This window comes from Agrobacterium tumefaciens (assembly GCF_005221385.1).
Classification (GTDB): Bacteria; Pseudomonadota; Alphaproteobacteria; order Rhizobiales; family Rhizobiaceae; genus Agrobacterium; species Agrobacterium tomkonis.
On record NZ_CP039904.1, the window covers coordinates 601,530 to 618,544 of the forward strand.

Sequence of the window (17,015 nt, forward strand, 5' to 3'; positions counted from 1 at the left end):
AGCATGTCCAGCGACCCAAAGAATCCGGATTTTCAGGACCCGCGCATCGCGGCGCTCATGGCGTCGGCGGAGCGTGACCGTCCCGTGGCAGACAGCAGCCGGCGCGTTGGGCGCGACGGCCGCGAATTCTGCATCTATCCGGGCCAGCTCGGTTACGACATGCAGGAAGAACTCGACTTCCTGTCCAACCGTGTCATGGAAGCGAATGTCTTCTTCACCGGCCGGCTTCTGGCACCGGCCATGCCGCGTATCGACGACAAGTCCGTGCGCTTCGCCCTCATTCGCGACGAAAACGGCGCCCGAAGCCGCATGCGCTTTCTGATGCCCTTTACCGTTGAAAAGCCCGGTTTCTCCATCGGGCCTTCCATTCTGCGCGTCTGGGCCAATCCCTTCGGCCCGCTCGGCACGCCGCTGGTCGATACCGAGGGGGCTGCGGAAACGCTCGACAATCTTTTCGACGCGCTTTCCGACCGGGAAATGCGGCTGCCGAATGTTCTCGTGCTGCCGGATGTGCGGCTTGAAGGACCTTTCGCCCGCATGTTCAGGGCGATCGCGCTCAGCCGCAACCTGCCGGTAACGACGACTGGCAATTATCAGCGGCCGATGCTGGAAAGCCTTCTGGATGGCGAGGCTTATCTGCGCAGCTCGCTCGCGCCGCACCATTTGCGGGAAATGCGCCGGCAATGGCGACAGCTTGAAAAACTTGGGGCCATCTCCTACACCGTGACCCGCCAGCCGAAGGACGTACGTTATCGTATGGAGGAATTCCTGGCGCTGGAGGCAAGCGGTTGGAAAGGGCGCAAACGCACCGCGCTGGTGAACGACCGTTACCGCGCCGCCTTCGCCCGCGAAGCAATCACCAATCTGGCCGAAGCCGATGCCGTGCGCATCCACACCATCGACCTTGACGGCGCGGCGATCGCATCCATGATCGTTTTCATGACGGCTGGCGAGGCCTATACGTGGAAGACAGCCTTTGACGAGAACTATGCGCAGTTTTCGCCCGGCAAGTTGCTGGTGCAGAAACTGACTGACTGGCATCTGGACGATGCCAATATTCTGCGAAGCGACAGCTGTGCGGTGCCCGATCATCCGATCATGAGCCGCTTCTGGCAGGAACGGCAGGAAATGGGCACATTGGTTGTCGGGTTGACACACAACAGCGACCGGGACGTGCGGCAGGTTTCCACGCAGGTGGATATGTACCGCAACACCCGCAACCTCGCCCGCAGCCTGCGCCAGAAAATCCTCTCCTTCGGACGCAAGGGTAATTAATCGCGAAGGACGCCGGGACGTCCTTCGGATTACCGTCGTGGCAAGACTTGCGTCAGCGTGACGCCGTTCTGATCATCTTGCACAATTGCGTCAACGCCGCATCATATCCGCCGCCCAGAATATCGGCACAACGGCGGGCGAGCCTGATCCGCTCGGTTCGCGACATATCGTTATAGGCCTGGATGGCGTTGCGCATCGCGCCGGGTGACATCGTGCCCGGGTTACCGGGATTGGACGGATTTCCCGGGATTCCAGGATTCCCTGGATTTCCCGGCGTGCCGGTGGAACCCGAACCGCCGATACCGACGCCGACCCCAAGGCCAAGACCGCTCGATCCGCCGACATTGGCCCCGACATTGGCATTGATGCCGTTGGAGCCGCCAACCGAAGCGTCCACACCGGCGCTGACGCCGCTGGAACCGCCGACGGATGCGTTGACATCCGCATTGACCCCGTTGCTGCCGCCGACAGACGCATTGACATCCGCGCCCAAACCGCCGCTGCTTCTACCGCCAACGTCGGCACTGGCATTGACACCATTGCTGCCGCCAACGGAAGCATCGACACCGAGCCCACCGCTGCCATTGCCGCCGACACTGGCATTCACCCCGTTTTCGCCGCCGATCCCGATATCCAGCGCATGCGCGTTGATGGGTAAGATGAGACAGGCAGACAGTAATAAATTGCGAGAAAGCGCCCTCATAATTTCCTCCCTATGAGTTCTGGCTATTCCCGCCCCGCGTGGAAATTCCACACTGGCATCATAATTCAATTAGTAATTGCGTATATTCTAATTTGTTAGAGGTATCTAATATTACGTTAATCCTGCAACTGCAGGTGTGTTGATACGGGACCTACGAACCCTCACCATCCCTTCACTACTGGGCCAGAACAGCCAGGCAATAGCCGCCATAAACACGCGCAAATAAGAAGGATAAATCAGCTTTGGGGTTGCACGCATGGCCCCGGCCATGATAGACGCCGTGGCATTACCACCGTTGCCCCAATGGCGGAATTGGTAGACGCGCCGCACTCAAAATGCGGTTCCGCAAGGAGTGCTGGTTCGATCCCGGCTTGGGGTACCATTTCCTGAAAATAGCATTGATTTTTCTGGTTTTTGTTCGGCGCACCGGCCCGTAACAATCATCCCGATGATAGCCGTCCAGAACGGATGCTGGCAAACGAAAATTTTCGTTTCAGCCTGTCGAAAGGCCGTCGCATTCATCTACATCCTTGCTATAGCCGAACCTGCCTCGGGATCAGGGGCTGCTCCCCCGTCATAATAGGATTTCACCGCATCGTGGCCGCGTAGTCCTTCTGGCCGATACGCCTTCGTTTCATCGTAATGGACCACACCAGCCAACTTGAAACGATCAACGACGCTTGGATGTATTGGCGCGTCGACAGGAATTTTGCGAACGCATGATTTCCACGGCAACCAGCCCGACTTAATTTCATCGTGCTGACCGCCTGCACTGGAGGGATATAAATGCAGCCATTTATCGTCTACGACGATGGGATGCGTCACATTCGTCGCTCTGTTCACCATCCACGCCAGCGCGATGTCTGATAGACGGGATTCCGTTTCCAGATAGCTCCCTCCAATGTCTGAGTGCACACCCGCAAACCAGACCTGCTCGAACCAACCGTCTTCCTTGTCTGCCGAGTCGCTCGATTCATCGGTCCATGGCACGCGAGCAAACTTCGCTCTATTCTCGTCAATGGAAAGGGCGTGTTTGGCATATTCGACGCGTGGATTGAGAACCGTGTCGTAGAATTTCATACGCCAGCCCGTCAGATGAATGGTTTTCCACCATGGGTCGCTCAGCCCTGTAGCCCACTTCAAATGGGTCGCCAGATACCACGTTACCATGAATGTCACCGCCACACCCACGCTGGCAAAAAGCCATGCGTTTAATGCAATCTGCCACGGCATCATCGCCCAGACGGCCGTGGCCAACAGGGCAACTCCCAAGGTGGCCGCGAGGAGGATGAGTATTTGCTGGATGGCATTGACCCCCAACGCGCCCACGGTGTCCCACACTCCGACGAAGTAAGGTACCGTATTGGCCCGGTTGGTTTCATCAGAGGATCGATATTTTTCGCGAAAGCGGGCGGCCAACTCTTTCCGCTGGGCGTCAAGCAGCTTGCTGCCTTTACCGGCTCCGTGCTGATAAATCGTTTTCACCGCTTCGTTTGCAACCTTGCGAGCGGTTTTCGGGTCACGATAAAAGGCAGTGACGCCGTCATCCATCCTTGTCGGCACGCCGCACCAACCCAGTACGCCACCCAAGCATCGCGCGGTGTAGGCGCCACGGCTGAATCCAAACAGGAAAATCCGGTCACCTGGCTCCCAAGACTGGAGAATAAAAGTGTAACAGTCCACGATATTCTTGGTTATTCCAAGTCCTGTCGCCTGTGAGAGAACGTTGTAGATCTTCCGGAAGGCACCGATCTTGATATCGTCGGCATCTGAAGCTGACCCCAACCCGGCATCGTAAAAAGCGATTTGATCATCGGGGTTCACGGCCGATTCTGGACCGCACCGGGTTGCACGAAATAATTTATAGACGTTACTGCGGCGCTCATCGGGAAGTAGCCCGCCGGCCTGACCTGTGCCATCTGAAAGTATAAGGATGTTCTTCGGCATGCGGCTTCGCTCCAATGAACCTCAGCCATCTTGCTGGATTTGTGATATTCAGTAAGCACAAAAGGATTTCAACCGGGAGTTTTCCCCAAAATTCTCTTCTAGTGAAGCCTCTATACGATGCAGAGAAACAAACCGCCGTTCGACTGTGTCATCGCCGCCGTAAAATCACGAAACTTTGCTCATCCACCTCCCGTTTATTAACGGGCTTTCATTTGCCAGAAGTAACGGACTGGATTAGACGAATCCCGTAACACACCGTTGACCGGCGACTTAATTTCGCCATCACGCCCGCCTTTTTGAAAGCCCGTCCGGGATATCTGCTTCTTCGCGAAGTTTGGGGAAAACATCATGGCCAATGCGACCACCGCCGACAACAGCCGTACGCTCGCCGCTCTCGGCGTCACGGCGGGAATGATCTTCACCGTCGGCTCCGCCCTCGGTTTCCAGCATATTGGCGGTTACACGCCCTGCGCCTTGTGCCTGTTGCAGCGCGATCCCTATTATTACGCCATTCCGCTGGGCATATTGGCCGTTGCAACCAGCGTCTTCAAACTGCCGGTTCAGATCACGCGGCTGCTCCTCGCCCTCATCGGCGTGGCCATGCTGATCGGCGCCGGTCTTGGTGTTTATCATGCCGGTGTGGAATGGGGTTTCTGGGAAGGTCCGATCACCTGCGCCACCGGCGCGCCGTCCATCACCACCAATGCCGGCGATCTGCTGGGCAATCTGAATGCCATCAAGGCGCCTTCCTGCAATGACGCAGCACTTCGGGTGCTCGGCCTCTCCTTCGCGGGCTGGAACGTCATCGCAAGCATTGCACTTGCGGCCATCGCCTTTTTTGGCGCGAGCCGTAAAAGCCGGTAAGCGGAAAAAGCCGCGTTGCAGTCCTGAGGGATCAGGGCTGCAGCTCGGTATCCCAGTAAAGATAGTCCATCCAGCTTTCGTGCAGATAGTTGGGCGGGAACAACCGCCCATTATTGTGCAAATCCTGAACCGTCGGCTGGAATGGCTTCTGCGCCGGGAACATGCCCGCCTGTTTGGGAAGCTTGCTGCCTTTTTTAAGGTTGCAGGGAGAGCACGCCGCCACGACATTGTGCCACGTGGTTTCACCGCCATGCGCGCGGGGGATAACATGGTCGAAGGTCAATTCATCCCGCGTGCCGCAATATTGGCATTCGAACTTGTCCCGAAGGAAAACGTTGAAGCGCGTGAAGGCGGGGTTGCGGGTGGGCTGCACATAGGTCTTGAGGCTGACGACGCTCGGCAGCCGCATGGAAAAACTGGGGGATGACACCGCGTGATCATATTCTGCAATGATGTTCACACGGTCTAGAAAGACAGCCTTGATCGCGTCCTGCCAGGACCACAACGACAAGGGATAATAACTCAGTGGCCTGTAGTCTGCGTTCAGAACGAGCGCCGGCAGGGCCTGTGGTGAAACTGCAATCGTCAAGGGCTTCTCCTGAGCGATTCGGCATCTGCACTTGTATATTAGGTCCGTTGTTACAGGATTGTGAAGCCTATAAATGCAGCGGAGAAGAGCTTAATTTTTCAGCGGGAAAAAGGCTCTTTTATGTTCCTGATGACCGGACGACAGTCCGCCCGATCGCTTACCGCCTGACAAGCGCGTGAACAGCGATTCGCCGCTCGCGGGCACAAAATCGGTCTCACGCTTGTTGCGCCATCGGTGATATGATTATCGCGACCGAGAGAGCGGCGCGCACATTCCGAACTGACACCTATCGGTCGCTCCATCAGCAGGAGGAGAGCGCATGGTTTCGCGCAGCAGGCATCATCCATCGACAGCGTTGCGGGCCGGGCTGGCAACAGGCCTGCTTGTCCTTACGATAAGTCTGGCCGCACTGGCCCATGCGCAGCAATATCAGAATTTCGAAGTCACGCCGGATGGTCGCGGTGGTGCGCAGGGCACGATCGGCAGGCGCAATTTCGAAATCGAACGCAACTATGACCGGCCGCCGGCAAACCGCCGCTCCTCATCGGACGCACGGCGCGACTATAGAAGCCCCGTGCCGCAGCAAACATGCCTTGTCGACACCGAGGGCAGAACCCGCTGCAACTAAACGCGGCTGCGCCGATTTCCCGGTCGGCTTCCTCTGCCGGCAACAAAATTCGATTTCACTAAAAAGCAATCTATCGACTTAAACGGCCTGCAAGAAAGGGCCGGTATGTTCAGGCACAGACAAAACAACTGTGCAGGGGCAGAGACATGGCAAAGAAAACAGGCCGTCTGGTAAAGACTTTGGCAGTCGCCGTCGGCATGGCGGCAAGCATCGCGACGACGGCTTCGGCCGTTCAGCTGGGCGGCCTTGCCAAAAACCCGGTCACAGCGCGGCCCGGCCAGTTCATGTCCACGAGCCGTCCGACCATCGCGCCCATCGCCTTTGCTAAATTCTGCGACAATGCCGCCGACCAGTGTGTCCGCATTGGCGATCGTGACACGATCGAGTTGACGAAACAGAAGCGCACGGAACTGCAGCGTATCAACTCCGAGATCAACTCCGCGATCGCCTATGTCGGCGAACTTGAGGGACAAGATGAGTGGAAGCTCAATCCGGCCAGCGGTGACTGCGACGACTACGCCGTGACCAAGCGACAACGCCTGCTGCGGGCCGGCTGGCCGTCGGGTGCGCTTCGCATCGCCACAGCCCGCACACCGAGCGGTATCGGCCACGCGGTTCTGGTCGTCAGCACGACCCAGGGTGATCTGGTGCTGGACAACCGCACCAACGTCGTCAAGCCATGGAAAGCGGTGGATTTGAAATGGATCAAGATACAGTCGCACGAAAACCCGCGCGTCTGGTTGAAGCTCTAGAACGTCTCCGGCAATACCCGCACATCCCATCGTTTCGCAGGACCGGATGCAGGCTCGACCAGCGATTTAAGGCGTCATGTATTTCGAATGCGAAAGAGGGTATGCTGCCCCCATATCGAAGCATTCTTGACCGAAAAAACGCCGCTGATGCGGCGCTTCAACAGAACGTTTGCTGAGATCATGGTATCCAAACGGCCCAGCCCGAGAAGGCTGTTCGGCCACCACAGTCAACGCTCTTGACCTTGTACCGGAGAGACAGTATCGGCAGCTATGCCTAAGGTGCTCAACTGGATTCGCGGTCGTAAACAACCAGCCCCCCGCGACGACCGGAGGCGCCGCCGGTTGGACCTTGGCGACAAGCCGACCTCCTTTCCGATCTATGCCATTGGTGACGTGCACGGTTGCCTCGACCTGCTTTTGCAGGCGGAACGGAAAATCCTCGCGGATCTGGGTCCCGACCCCTCCCCCGCTCTGGTCGTTCTCGTTGGAGACTATGTCGACCGCGGACAGGATTCCTGCGGTGTCATCGACCACCTTCTGCAGCCGCCGCCGGCGCCACTGCGCCGTATCGCGCTCTGCGGCAATCATGAGCAGCTGTTCAGCGACTTTCTCGAAAATCCGCAGGACAACATGCACTGGCTGGATTTCGGCGGCCGCCAGACGCTTTTATCCTATGGTGTCGATATCGATTATTTCATGCACAAGGGCCGTTTACGACTTCAGCCTTTCAGAGACGCACTGATCGGTGCGATCCCGCATATCCATCGCCAGCTTTTAGCCAGCCTGCCAGTCTATGCGCGCATCGGACCCTATATTTTCGTGCATGCCGGCTTCCGGCCGGGAGTGCCGCTGGATGCGCAGACCGATGAGGACATGTTATGGATCAGGGAGCCGTTCCTGTCGCAGGGAGCCGGGCTGGACCTGCTCGTCGTTCATGGCCATACGCCTGTTGCGGCACCCGAAACAGGCCCGCGACGGATCGGCATCGATACCGGAGCTTTTACGACGGGCAGGCTTACGATTTTAAGAATTTCAGACTCTGAAATTACCCTACTTGCATAATATTAAACGCATGGCATGATTTTTTATGGTCGCAGGACAAAACCCTGTCGAAATCCCCTTCTCAAGGTGAGAAAACCGGTAGGACTCGTCGTTAACAATAGCTAAAAGTTCCGTTCGAAGCGCTATTTTAACACTTGATCGTTCGTTTGGGCTGTGCGATTTAAAAAAGAGAAATTTTTACATGTTGGATAGTCATATTCGACATTGAATGTATTTAAAGTCGTATTTTAAAGATTTGGAGACGTATTATGTCCCGCCTTCACAACGGCCCGGCGCTTGCTGGCGCAATGTTGATCGCCAGCATGGGTTTTTCTTATGCGAACGCCCAGAGCATAGAGCCCGTTCCTCCGCCCGCACCTCAGCAGGCTACACCGGCACCGGTTGTGGCACCCGTAAAGACCGCCGACGAAACGACCGCCGCCTTCCTCGGCCGTGTCAACACCGCGAATCCGGAAACGGTTTCGCTTGCAGCCGCTGAACTCTTCAAGCAGTCTCCGACGCAGGTAACGGTGGGTGACTTGATCGCCCTTGCATCAAGCACGGATGCCGCAGCAGCGGACATGACCGGAAGAGTAACAAGCGGGTTTCCGATTATCGCCGTTTCCACCAACGCTGCGCAATTCTCCGAACAGCTTTCCGCACTGATTCTGAGTGATTCGAGCCAGCTGCCCACCATCGTTGCGCTGGCCAAAAAGGTCGCCAACAAGGACTTCTCCGAGGTCGTCGGCGAAGGTTTGGCGCTTGCCTATTCCACGGCGATGCAGAGGGGCGACACGATACTCGCAGCCGCGATACAGCTGCAGACCAAGAGCGTCGGCGTGCCATCCGATCTTCTTATTGCATTTAGCGAAAACGTTCAGGGCACGGCCGCCGGCCCTGCCGCTCCCGCAGCAGCCGCTGCAGCTGCCTCACCGATCGGTGGCGCCGGTTCCACACCTGCGAGCGGCAACAGCATTGGCGGCTCAGCGGCCGGAGGCGGTTCAGCCGGCACGGCACAGGCCGGAGGCGGAGCAGCTCCGGCTGGCGGTGGCGGCAGTGGAGCGTCGGGCAGCGCAGCAACTTCGCCGTCGATAACGGTTTCAATCGGTAGCGTAAGTACACCGACAAGCACAAGCCCGATTTGACACTGGCTTCCCGCGGTTTCCTCGGGTTATCGCGGTTTTCTGTCTTAAGACGCAACGGGACTTGGCGACCGCGGCGCCCGCTAAAAAACAACGAGGCTGACAGTTGTTGCAAAGGCACGATCCCCTGACGATGGCCGACTACGACAAAAGCGCGTTTACGGCCGATATTATCGATATCGAAACCGCTCTCGCGACGATCCGTCGGCAATGGCGTATTGTCCTCGCTGCTATTGCTGTCGCTGCAGCAATTGGTCTGACCTATATCGTGACCGCCGTCCCGATTTATTCTGCTACGGCAACCCTGCTGATCGACCGCAACAACAGCCAGATCGTCGAGCAACTTTCGACGATCGGCGGCGTCGTGGAGGACGAGGCATCCATTCTCAGCCAGGTCGAGGTTCTGCAATCGGAAACCATCGGGCTTGCGGTCATTAATAGTCTGAATCTGGCGGAAAATCAGGAATTCGGAGCCGCACGCGCGTCGCTTCTAAGCTCGATAATCGATACTATCCGTTCGCTCGTAAATGTTTCCCAATGGTTTTCGCCCGAAAAAGAAACCGTCATCGATGACGAAACCCTGAAACGAGCGCTGTCGGACCAGTTGCTGTCGAACCTCTCCGTCAAACGCATAGGCCGCACTTATGCACTGGAACTTACCTACAACTCTACATCGCCGGTGCTTGCCGCCCAGATCGTCAATGCGGTAGCTTCCGCCTATCTGGTCGACAAGCTGAACTCCAAATATGAGGCAACGAAGCGCGCCAGCGACTGGTTGTCCGATCGCATAGCCGAGTTACGCCAGAGGGCTCTCGAAACCGATCTGGCCGTGCAGAAATTTCGCGCCGAGCACAATTTGATCTCGGCCGGCAATAACGGCCTGCTCTCCGATCAACAGCTCGCCGAATCCAACAGCGCGCTGATCCTGGCACAATCGGAAACGGCGAGGGCGCGGGCGCGGGTGCAACGGATCGACCATATCCTCGCTACTGACGATGTCGATGCCGTCGTAACGGATATTCTCGACAGCTCAGTCGCAAATGATCTGCGCAAGAAATATCTCGAATCCTCCAAGGTCGAGGCGGAAATCACCGGCCGGCTTGGCGGCAACCACGTTCAGGCCGTGCGTCTGCGCAACGAAATGCAGGAATATCGCCGGCTGATGTTCCAGGAAGTCAGCCGGATAGCACAAAGTTACAAAAGTGATCTTGAGGTCTCGGAAGCACGCGAAAAATCACTGGCGGAGAGCGTCGCCAGGGCCACCGACGTCAGTAATTCGGCCAGCCAGACACAGGTTCAGTTGCGCGAATTGCAGCGCGAAGCGGAAACCTACAAGAACATGTATCAGACCTTCCTGCAGCGCTACCAGGAGGCGATGCAGCAGCAATCATTCCCAGTGACGGAAGCGCGCGTGATCTCCAAGGCAATGCCGCCTGAGGGGCCGAGCAAGCCAAATAAGCCGCTTGTTTTGGCGTTGTTCATGTTCATGGGCGCCGTAGCCGGCGGCGGCATGGCCGCATTCCGCGAATTCCGCGATCGCTTCTTCCGCACCGGCGAACAGGTTCGCGATGTTCTCGGGCTGGAGTTTCTGGGGAATACCCCTCTCATTCAAAACAAGCCTGCCACGGACAACCTACCGACAGGAAAAGAGAGCAATCCCGCTGCCACACGCCCCTCCAGCATTGGGCGCCACGCTGTAGACCACCCACTATCCTCCTTTGCAGAAACGCTGCGTAGCACCCGGCTCGCAATAGATCTCGGCATTGCTGCGAAAAGCGGAGCGCGGGTGGTGGGGGTAGTATCAGCCTTGCCGAGTGAGGGAAAATCAACGATCTCCATCAATCTGGCGCAGCTTCTCGCCGGGCAGGGCGCGAGAGTGCTGCTGCTGGATGCCGATATTCGCAATCCGGGCGCCACGCGCGCCCTGGCGCGTCACGCCGGAGAAGGCCTGCTCGAAGTGTTGCTGGAAGGTCGCAATGTTCGGGACGTGCTGCTGCACGACGAAAAGACGCGGCTCGCTTTCCTGCCCACAGTCGTCAAGCAGCGCGTACCACATTCCTCTGAGCTGCTGACATCGGCTCAGATGCATAAATTGCTGGCCGAAGCGAGTAACGCGTTCGATTATATTGTCGTAGACCTGCCACCTCTCGGGCCGGTGATTGACGCTCGAGCAATGGCTGGACGAATTGATGGTTTCATCTTCATCACCGAATGGGGTAAAACCGCCCGCAGGGCGGTACGCAATACGATCGAAAACGAAGTCCACATCCGCAAGAAGTGCCTCGGCGTCATCCTGAACAAGGTAGACACGGAAAAGCTGAAGCTCTATCGGGCTTATGGTTCGAGCGAATATTATCATTCGCGCTATACCCGATATTATCATGACTAGACGGGACTATGTGACGCGTCTGCGTAAGTTCTTGGCAGTCGCGCCGGTTCTGATCATTTCCACGTTTGTTTTATCCATCGCAGCACAAGCATTTTCCGAAAGCCGGCGTTTTTCCGATATTGTCGCGATGGCGAAGATCGCGGACGATAAGAACGGTCTGGCACCCGGTCTTCTGGCGAAAACTGTCAAAGGGCTGCATCCCGTCGTCGCAGAAAAAATCTGCCGTTCAGATATTATCAAGGGTGGATTGCGGCTGGTTCTCGCCGATCTCGATATAAATGGCAAAGATCAGGCCTCCGAGACAGCAGCCGCGCGTCTTGGTTTTGCCGAGACTTATATTCGTCATGCGCTTTTTTGTTTTCCTGCCAATGGCGACGTATGGCTGCGTCTTGCCATGGTTCGTGCATTGCGCAACGCCTCGCCCATGGAAATTGCCGTGCTGATGAATTTTTCTCAGCTTTACGGACCGGCCGACGCCAATCTGATACGTGGACGCTTCGTGATGTGGCAGCAATTTCCAAAAGAAGCCCTACCACAGGCAGACACGGCCCGCGATGCCGACACCGCGATCGTGTGCAGCAAAGGAGGGGAAGTCCTGCGCTGGACCTTGCGTAATATCTGCCCACAAAAGCCGCCGGACAGAATGAAACGCCCAGTCCCGCATCCTTGATCTAAAAGGGCGGCGCGGTCAGGTCTCACCTTCCTTTGAGGCACCGCCACAGCAGCCAATTCCCATAAAGCCGAAAAACCATGCAGCCCACCGAAGCCCTGCCAGAACCACTGTCCTCCTCGCAGCCCCAGCCGCTCGCATTTCAGGACTATTTCCGGGCAATTGCCATCGCCGCGTTCTGGGCGATCTTCCTGCTCACGCTTCTCAATCGGGGCGCGGTTGAGATTGAGAGCCGTATTGTCGTCACGGCGGCAATCTATCTTTTGCTGGTGTCCGCAATCCTTCTGCTTGGGCCCCCTCAGGCCGGTGCCGGCAAGGCCATCGCAGCGACCTGCCTTTTGTTGGGGGGGCTTATCGTTCAGCTGCTGTTTCAGGCATTGTTCCTGCCGGGCATCACTCCCTCGCATCCCGCCTGGTCTGTTGCCGCGATGTTCACACAGACCGCGCCCACCGCCACGATATCACTTACCCCGGCTGACGATCGTCTCGGCCTGCTGAGCGCCGCCCTGCCCTTCGGCGCCTTCATAGCTGGCCTCGTGATTTTCGATACGAATGAGCGAGCGGCAAAAGCACTGCGATGGTTCGCAATAGGCGGCGGCTGGCTCGCATTGTGGTCAATCATGCAGTTTCTGTTTTTTCCTGAAATGCTCGGCTTCATTCAGAAACGCTTTTATCTTGACAGTCTGACCGGTCTCTTCGTCAACCGAAATACCGCTGCAACCTTTTTCGGCCTCATCCTGCTCACACTTGTTGTGCTGCTGCATAAAAGGCTCCTGGCTCCCAACTGGAGCATGGTGAGGGCTCTGGTGGCAAATCGTCTGACCGTGCCGGATGAACAGAAACGTCTCATCCGCAGCGCGGCTTTCGCCAGTGCGCTTACTGCTTTTTGCTTCATCGCATTGATGCTGACCGGATCGCGCGCAGGGATCATGTCGAGCTTTGCGGCACTGTTGTTGCTTATCCTTTTGACCGTCTTCAACTCCCCCATTCGAAGAGGACGGAATGCGGCACCCCTATGGGGCGGACGGCACGGATCGAAACGACGAGCAGCGATCATGCTTGTCATCGCCATCGGGCTGTTCTCGCTTTTCGCCAATAGGGTGGCGCTTCGCATGGAAGCGCGGTTGGAAGACGACCTGCGCTTCTGCTACATGCCGGGCATCACACGCGCCATCGCCGATAATTGGCCGTGGGGATCGGGGCTCGCAAGCTTTAAGGAAGCCTACGCCCCCTATCATGCGGCGCAATGCGGCGTGAACAGCGTTGTCACCCATGCTCACAATGTCTATGCCGAGGGCTTGCTGACGCTGGGCATCGTATTCCCGTTTTACGTAGCTTTTTTTGTGCTCGCCCAATTGGCCATATTTTTTCGCGGGGCACGTAAACGCAAACGTTATCGTTACGCTTCCCATCTGGGCTTTGCTGGGCTCCTGCTTGTCGCACTACATTCGACGCTTGATTTTTCGCTACAGATCCCCGGCTTCGCAATGGCTTACGCCGTCTTCCTCGCCCCCGTTGTAACCCTTTGTCTGCATCCGCCGGGAACAGAACGGGATGGGCGGCAACGCCGGAGCCGACCTTCGGCCGATCCCCAGACAAATGAAAGGCTCATGCCGGTAACCCGTTTTACCGATGTCTTTACAGTAGCATCGGAAATCGTCGACACGGTCCCAACATTGGCAACCGGACCCAACAGGCAAAATTGATCAACCGATGAAGACAGGCGACATCAGTTTCCCCTGATGATAGAGTGGATACGGAAAGTGTTTAAACCCGTTTCATAAACGCCTAGGAGGACTTGAAGTAGTCCGTTCGGTTAAAACCAAACAGCATAACGTACTTTATATATTTTTATTTACTGCACTTTCCGGATAATAAAACCAAAATACTCCACCGGAATTGCCTTTGAGCCGAAATTAAGAGGCATCTCGGACTGAACTAGACTGGTTTTTCAAAAATATATTTTCCATAAATTTAAACAATTTAAGGAATGCCAATGAAAAGGTTTTTACAAAGATCTCTTATCTGCCTTTTCGCGGCATTCAGTCTTCTTTCTCTTCCTGCATTTGCACAACAGTCCGAACTCGTCAAAAACGGCTCTTTCGCCGGCCATATCTTCCCATGGTGGCCGCAAGGCTCGGCTATACGGTTGCAGAAAATAGCCGGACGCGAGGCTGCCTTGATTCCGTCCGGCATGGTCGTACAGGAGAAAATCAGCGTCTCCGGCGGGCGCAACTACCGCCTCTCAATGGATATCCGCAGTGAAGCCACGCAGCCGGGCACGGTTTATGCGCAGATGAGCTTTCGTGGGGCGGGCGTCACGGATGAATGGCAAGGGCCAGCCAAAGTCACATTAGATGGCCGCGAGAATGGGAAATGTACCGCTGATAAAGTTCCGCGGACCGAGAAAGCAGCTTTCGTTACAGGCGGCGATAAGGCCAAATGGCAATCCCTCGCCATTGTCTTTACCGCGCCGCCTGAAGCCGATCAGATGGTTCTTTACCTTCGTAAAGCTCCGTGCACCCCGGGCGCAGCGGCATTCACCGGCGTCTCCATGACACAGACAGAGGAGCCGGCAACCTCAGTTGCCGAAGCCGCACGTCAGACCTTGGTGGCAGAGTGGCTTCCACCGCCCGCGGAGCAGGCTTCTAACGCCGAACTCATGAGAAACCAGCTTGCTCGTCCCGTTCCACAGGATGGTCGACATCGCCTGGCGACAGCAAGAGACATGGCAATGCGTGTGCATGTTGGTGTCGATGAAGACGTGATGACGCTTCAGGCCGCCAGCGATCTCTCAAATTTTTCTGCGCAGGTTGCAGGTGCTGTTGGACCCAAACATCTGTCCATAGATGAAGCTGTCGCAGAGCAGCCGCTGCTCGTCGTCGGCCGCCTTAACGCATTTGCCCGCAAAGCGTTCACTGAGGCCGATTTTGAAGAACTGGGAAACGATGGCTTCCTCATACGTTCTTCCGGTCCCCACATCCTGATCGCCGGGCGTACACCGCGCGGCACCATGTATGGCGTCAACTGGTTCCTCGACCGTAAACTCGGCATTCGATGGTTGGCGCCGGATGCGACAAACCTTCCGCTGACGCCAGACATCACGCTACCGTTTCAACACGAGCGACAAATCCCGCGCTTTGGCTTTCGGGAGGTGCTCAGTGTCGAGGCGGAAGACAAGGCATGGCGTCAGCGTAACCTCATGAACGGTGAATCTCACGGCCCCTCCTTCCAATCGTCACCGCCGGCGCTTGATAGTTGGGATAGAAGCTGGGCAAGCCAGGGCATCATCGCCAATTTCTATCAATTATTGCCTCCGGCCATCTATAAGCCGGCTCATCCGGACTGGTATGCGGGCGGGCAACTGGCGATGATGAACGAGGAGATGCGCGCGGAGATGGCCCGGGTGGTTATCGAACGACTACGTGCCTTGCCGGGTTATCGCAGTATCTGGTTTTCCATTCACGATATGGATTGGGGCTGGGATATGGACGCAAGCAGCAAGGCATTCGCCGATCGTCATGGAGGGCATGCTTCGGCGCCACGGCTGGACATGATGATCGACATTGCCCGACGCGTCCGCGCCGAACTACCTGGCGCTCGTCTCGCCTTTAATGCCTACCACTGGAGCTTCACACCGCCGGAAGGCATGACCGTCCCCGATCACATCCTTGTCTATCCGATGACGATCCACGTTAACTACCGCGACGCGCTCAACGGCTCCGCTAACGCCGCCCTCGGCAAGGACATTGCCGGCTGGAACAAGATTGCCCGCAATGTTCTTATTTGGGATCACATCACGAATTTCGCCGGCTTCATTCAACCTACTCCAAACATCTTCCCAATCGGCAGATCGATCCAATGGCTGGCCTCACTGGACCACGTTGGGGGATATATGGGTGAAGGCAGCTTCAATACGCCGGGCGCCGAATTTGCCAGCCTGAGAGCGTGGGTGATCGCCCGCCTGCTCTGGGACCCAGAACAGGATATTGATGAACTGGTTCGTGAGTTCTGCGAGGCTTATTACGGGCCTGCGGCTTCTGATATCATCGAATATATCCGTTTCTACCATGACAAGATCAGCCGCACCGATGATGTTCTGGCAGAAAAGACGACTGTCGATATGGCTATGTTTGACGCCGAGTTTGTCAAACGGGCCGACAGCCTGTTTGACAAAGCCGAGGCATCGGTCCGCGGAACCCGCTATGAAGCCCGGGTGCAGACCGCCCGCATGCCGGTCGATTATGTAATCCTCCTGCGGCGGAACGAATATTCGGACTTGAAAGATCAGATAGGCTTCGACGTAAACACCGATAAAAATCAGCGCTCTGCCCGTTTTTGGAAGGCGATCTCGCAAGCCGGTGTTACCCAATACATTCAAAACGACAAGATTGCAGCCCTGGCTCCTCTTCTGGCCATAGAAAGGCGACTGCCCGAAAAGCCGGATATCGCCATGGATGGGGTGAGCTGGAAAGACATACAGGATATATCATTTCAACGTTTCGCCGGAACGAAAAGCGCGATCGTGGCCGATCCCCTTGCCTCTGACGGGGCAGCGGTGGCACTCGATCGGAGCTCGCCGGGTTGGAATATGCAGTTGAAGTTTGACAAATTACCCAAGCCCGGCGAATGGTGGCTTTATGCCGCCCTTCGTACGGATGACACGACGAAAAATGAAGCCGTCGCCAAACTCGGCGCGGCCCCCCCGATGGATTGTTTCGATACAATTGGGCCCGATCAGCTGACTTCCGCTGCATACTCCTGGTTCCAGGTGCCAGGTGGACCTTTTTCATACACGGCCGACCATGCTCGCAGTATTTATCTGGATCCGTTACGCGGGCCTGAGGGATCGAAGGTTATTATCGACAGAATAGTTGCATTATCTCGCCCGTGGCGTGAAACAACCGTTGATCTGCCCGGCAAAAATTTACCGCATGTCAGAACATCCTCCACGCAAAAATGCTAATATTCGCGCAGTGGGATGTGAACTCAGTTACATTCGAAATGCAAAGAAA

At 56.6% G+C, this 17,015-nt stretch carries 13 protein-coding genes and 1 tRNA gene; 11 read left to right on the top strand and 3 right to left on the bottom strand.

Annotated elements, in window-relative coordinates; all coding sequences use genetic code 11:
• Positions 1 to 3 precede the first annotated feature (3 nt).
• The gene (locus CFBP6623_RS17945; protein WP_046801862.1) at positions 4 to 1,275 is read left to right on the top strand and encodes a GNAT family N-acetyltransferase; all 1,272 of its coding nucleotides are present in this window, start codon (positions 4 to 6) and stop codon (positions 1,273 to 1,275) included.
• A gap of 52 nt (positions 1,276 to 1,327) precedes the next feature.
• Here the strand turns inward: CFBP6623_RS17945 and uppQ are convergent, their stop codons facing one another.
• The gene (gene uppQ / locus CFBP6623_RS17950) at positions 1,328 to 1,978 is read right to left on the bottom strand and encodes a polysaccharide biosynthesis GNAT family N-acetyltransferase UppQ (RefSeq protein WP_052818861.1); all 651 of its coding nucleotides are present in this window, start codon (positions 1,976 to 1,978) and stop codon (positions 1,328 to 1,330) included.
• Between the two features lie 297 nt (positions 1,979 to 2,275).
• Here uppQ and CFBP6623_RS17955 point away from each other — a divergent pair.
• A tRNA-Leu gene (locus tag CFBP6623_RS17955) sits at positions 2,276 to 2,360 on the top strand.
• A 140-nt stretch (positions 2,361 to 2,500) separates the two neighbouring features.
• On the opposite strand, the gene CFBP6623_RS17960 is transcribed toward CFBP6623_RS17955, so the two are convergent.
• Positions 2,501 to 3,925 carry a DUF2235 domain-containing protein gene (locus tag CFBP6623_RS17960; protein WP_046799773.1) on the bottom strand — a complete coding sequence of 475 codons (1,425 nt, stop codon included), beginning with the start codon at positions 3,923 to 3,925 and terminating at the stop codon, positions 2,501 to 2,503.
• A gap of 348 nt (positions 3,926 to 4,273) precedes the next feature.
• Between CFBP6623_RS17960 and CFBP6623_RS17965 the strand changes: the two genes are divergently transcribed.
• Entirely contained in the window at positions 4,274 to 4,789 is a 516-nt protein-coding gene (locus CFBP6623_RS17965) for a disulfide bond formation protein B (protein ID WP_046799774.1), read from the top strand.
• Between the two features lie 31 nt (positions 4,790 to 4,820).
• On the opposite strand, the gene CFBP6623_RS17970 is transcribed toward CFBP6623_RS17965, so the two are convergent.
• On the bottom strand, positions 4,821 to 5,378 hold the full coding sequence (locus tag CFBP6623_RS17970) for an HNH endonuclease (protein WP_003585610.1): 558 nt from the start codon (positions 5,376 to 5,378) through the stop codon (positions 4,821 to 4,823).
• A gap of 319 nt (positions 5,379 to 5,697) precedes the next feature.
• Here CFBP6623_RS17970 and CFBP6623_RS17975 point away from each other — a divergent pair, with 319 nt between their 5' ends.
• The 8 genes from CFBP6623_RS17975 to CFBP6623_RS18010 all read left to right on the top strand — a co-directional run bounded on the left by CFBP6623_RS17975 (position 5,698) and on the right by CFBP6623_RS18010 (position 16,966).
• Positions 5,698 to 6,006 (top strand): hypothetical protein, encoded by a 309-nt coding sequence (locus CFBP6623_RS17975; RefSeq protein ID WP_046799775.1) that lies wholly within the window; start codon positions 5,698 to 5,700, stop codon positions 6,004 to 6,006.
• A gap of 146 nt (positions 6,007 to 6,152) precedes the next feature.
• Positions 6,153 to 6,758 (top strand): transglutaminase-like cysteine peptidase, encoded by a 606-nt coding sequence (locus CFBP6623_RS17980; protein WP_046799776.1) that lies wholly within the window; start codon positions 6,153 to 6,155, stop codon positions 6,756 to 6,758.
• Positions 6,759 to 7,028: 270 nt separating this feature from the next.
• A complete protein-coding gene (locus CFBP6623_RS17985) occupies positions 7,029 to 7,820 on the top strand; it encodes a metallophosphoesterase family protein (RefSeq protein WP_046799777.1) in 792 nt (263 codons plus the stop codon).
• 248 nt (positions 7,821 to 8,068) lie between these two features.
• The gene (locus tag CFBP6623_RS17990; RefSeq protein WP_046799778.1) at positions 8,069 to 8,944 is read left to right on the top strand and encodes a hypothetical protein; all 876 of its coding nucleotides are present in this window, start codon (positions 8,069 to 8,071) and stop codon (positions 8,942 to 8,944) included.
• Positions 8,945 to 9,074: 130 nt separating this feature from the next.
• Positions 9,075 to 11,330 carry a polysaccharide biosynthesis tyrosine autokinase gene (locus tag CFBP6623_RS17995; protein WP_046799779.1) on the top strand — a complete coding sequence of 752 codons (2,256 nt, stop codon included), beginning with the start codon at positions 9,075 to 9,077 and terminating at the stop codon, positions 11,328 to 11,330.
• The gene (locus tag CFBP6623_RS18000) at positions 11,323 to 12,000 is read left to right on the top strand and encodes a hypothetical protein (RefSeq protein WP_046799780.1); all 678 of its coding nucleotides are present in this window, start codon (positions 11,323 to 11,325) and stop codon (positions 11,998 to 12,000) included. The genes CFBP6623_RS17995 and CFBP6623_RS18000 overlap by 8 nt, the downstream gene beginning before the upstream one ends.
• Before the next feature lie 80 nt (positions 12,001 to 12,080).
• Positions 12,081 to 13,706 (top strand): O-antigen ligase family protein, encoded by a 1,626-nt coding sequence (locus CFBP6623_RS18005; protein ID WP_080842824.1) that lies wholly within the window; start codon positions 12,081 to 12,083, stop codon positions 13,704 to 13,706.
• A gap of 290 nt (positions 13,707 to 13,996) precedes the next feature.
• Positions 13,997 to 16,966 (top strand): DUF4838 domain-containing protein, encoded by a 2,970-nt coding sequence (locus CFBP6623_RS18010; RefSeq protein WP_167379184.1) that lies wholly within the window; start codon positions 13,997 to 13,999, stop codon positions 16,964 to 16,966.
• Positions 16,967 to 17,015 lie beyond the last annotated feature (49 nt).

What these genes read in the sequence shown, in the direction of transcription:
- CFBP6623_RS17985 (WP_046799777.1), top strand. Translation starts at nt 7,029, where the DNA reads ATGCCTAAGGTGCTCAACTGGATTCGCGGTCGTAAACAACCAGCCCCC.
- CFBP6623_RS17995 (WP_046799779.1), top strand. Translation starts at nt 9,075, where the DNA reads ATGGCCGACTACGACAAAAGCGCGTTTACGGCCGATATTATCGATATC.
- CFBP6623_RS17965 (WP_046799774.1), top strand. Translation starts at nt 4,274, where the DNA reads ATGGCCAATGCGACCACCGCCGACAACAGCCGTACGCTCGCCGCTCTC.
- CFBP6623_RS17980 (WP_046799776.1), top strand. Translation starts at nt 6,153, where the DNA reads ATGGCAAAGAAAACAGGCCGTCTGGTAAAGACTTTGGCAGTCGCCGTC.
- CFBP6623_RS17945 (WP_046801862.1), top strand. Translation starts at nt 4, where the DNA reads ATGTCCAGCGACCCAAAGAATCCGGATTTTCAGGACCCGCGCATCGCG.
- CFBP6623_RS18005 (WP_080842824.1), top strand. Translation starts at nt 12,081, where the DNA reads ATGCAGCCCACCGAAGCCCTGCCAGAACCACTGTCCTCCTCGCAGCCC.
- CFBP6623_RS17975 (WP_046799775.1), top strand. Translation starts at nt 5,698, where the DNA reads ATGGTTTCGCGCAGCAGGCATCATCCATCGACAGCGTTGCGGGCCGGG.
- uppQ (WP_052818861.1), bottom strand. Translation starts at nt 1,978, where the DNA reads ATGAGGGCGCTTTCTCGCAATTTATTACTGTCTGCCTGTCTCATCTTA.
- CFBP6623_RS18000 (WP_046799780.1), top strand. Translation starts at nt 11,323, where the DNA reads ATGACTAGACGGGACTATGTGACGCGTCTGCGTAAGTTCTTGGCAGTC.
- CFBP6623_RS18010 (WP_167379184.1), top strand. Translation starts at nt 13,997, where the DNA reads ATGAAAAGGTTTTTACAAAGATCTCTTATCTGCCTTTTCGCGGCATTC.
- CFBP6623_RS17990 (WP_046799778.1), top strand. Translation starts at nt 8,069, where the DNA reads ATGTCCCGCCTTCACAACGGCCCGGCGCTTGCTGGCGCAATGTTGATC.
- CFBP6623_RS17960 (WP_046799773.1), bottom strand. Translation starts at nt 3,925, where the DNA reads ATGCCGAAGAACATCCTTATACTTTCAGATGGCACAGGTCAGGCCGGC.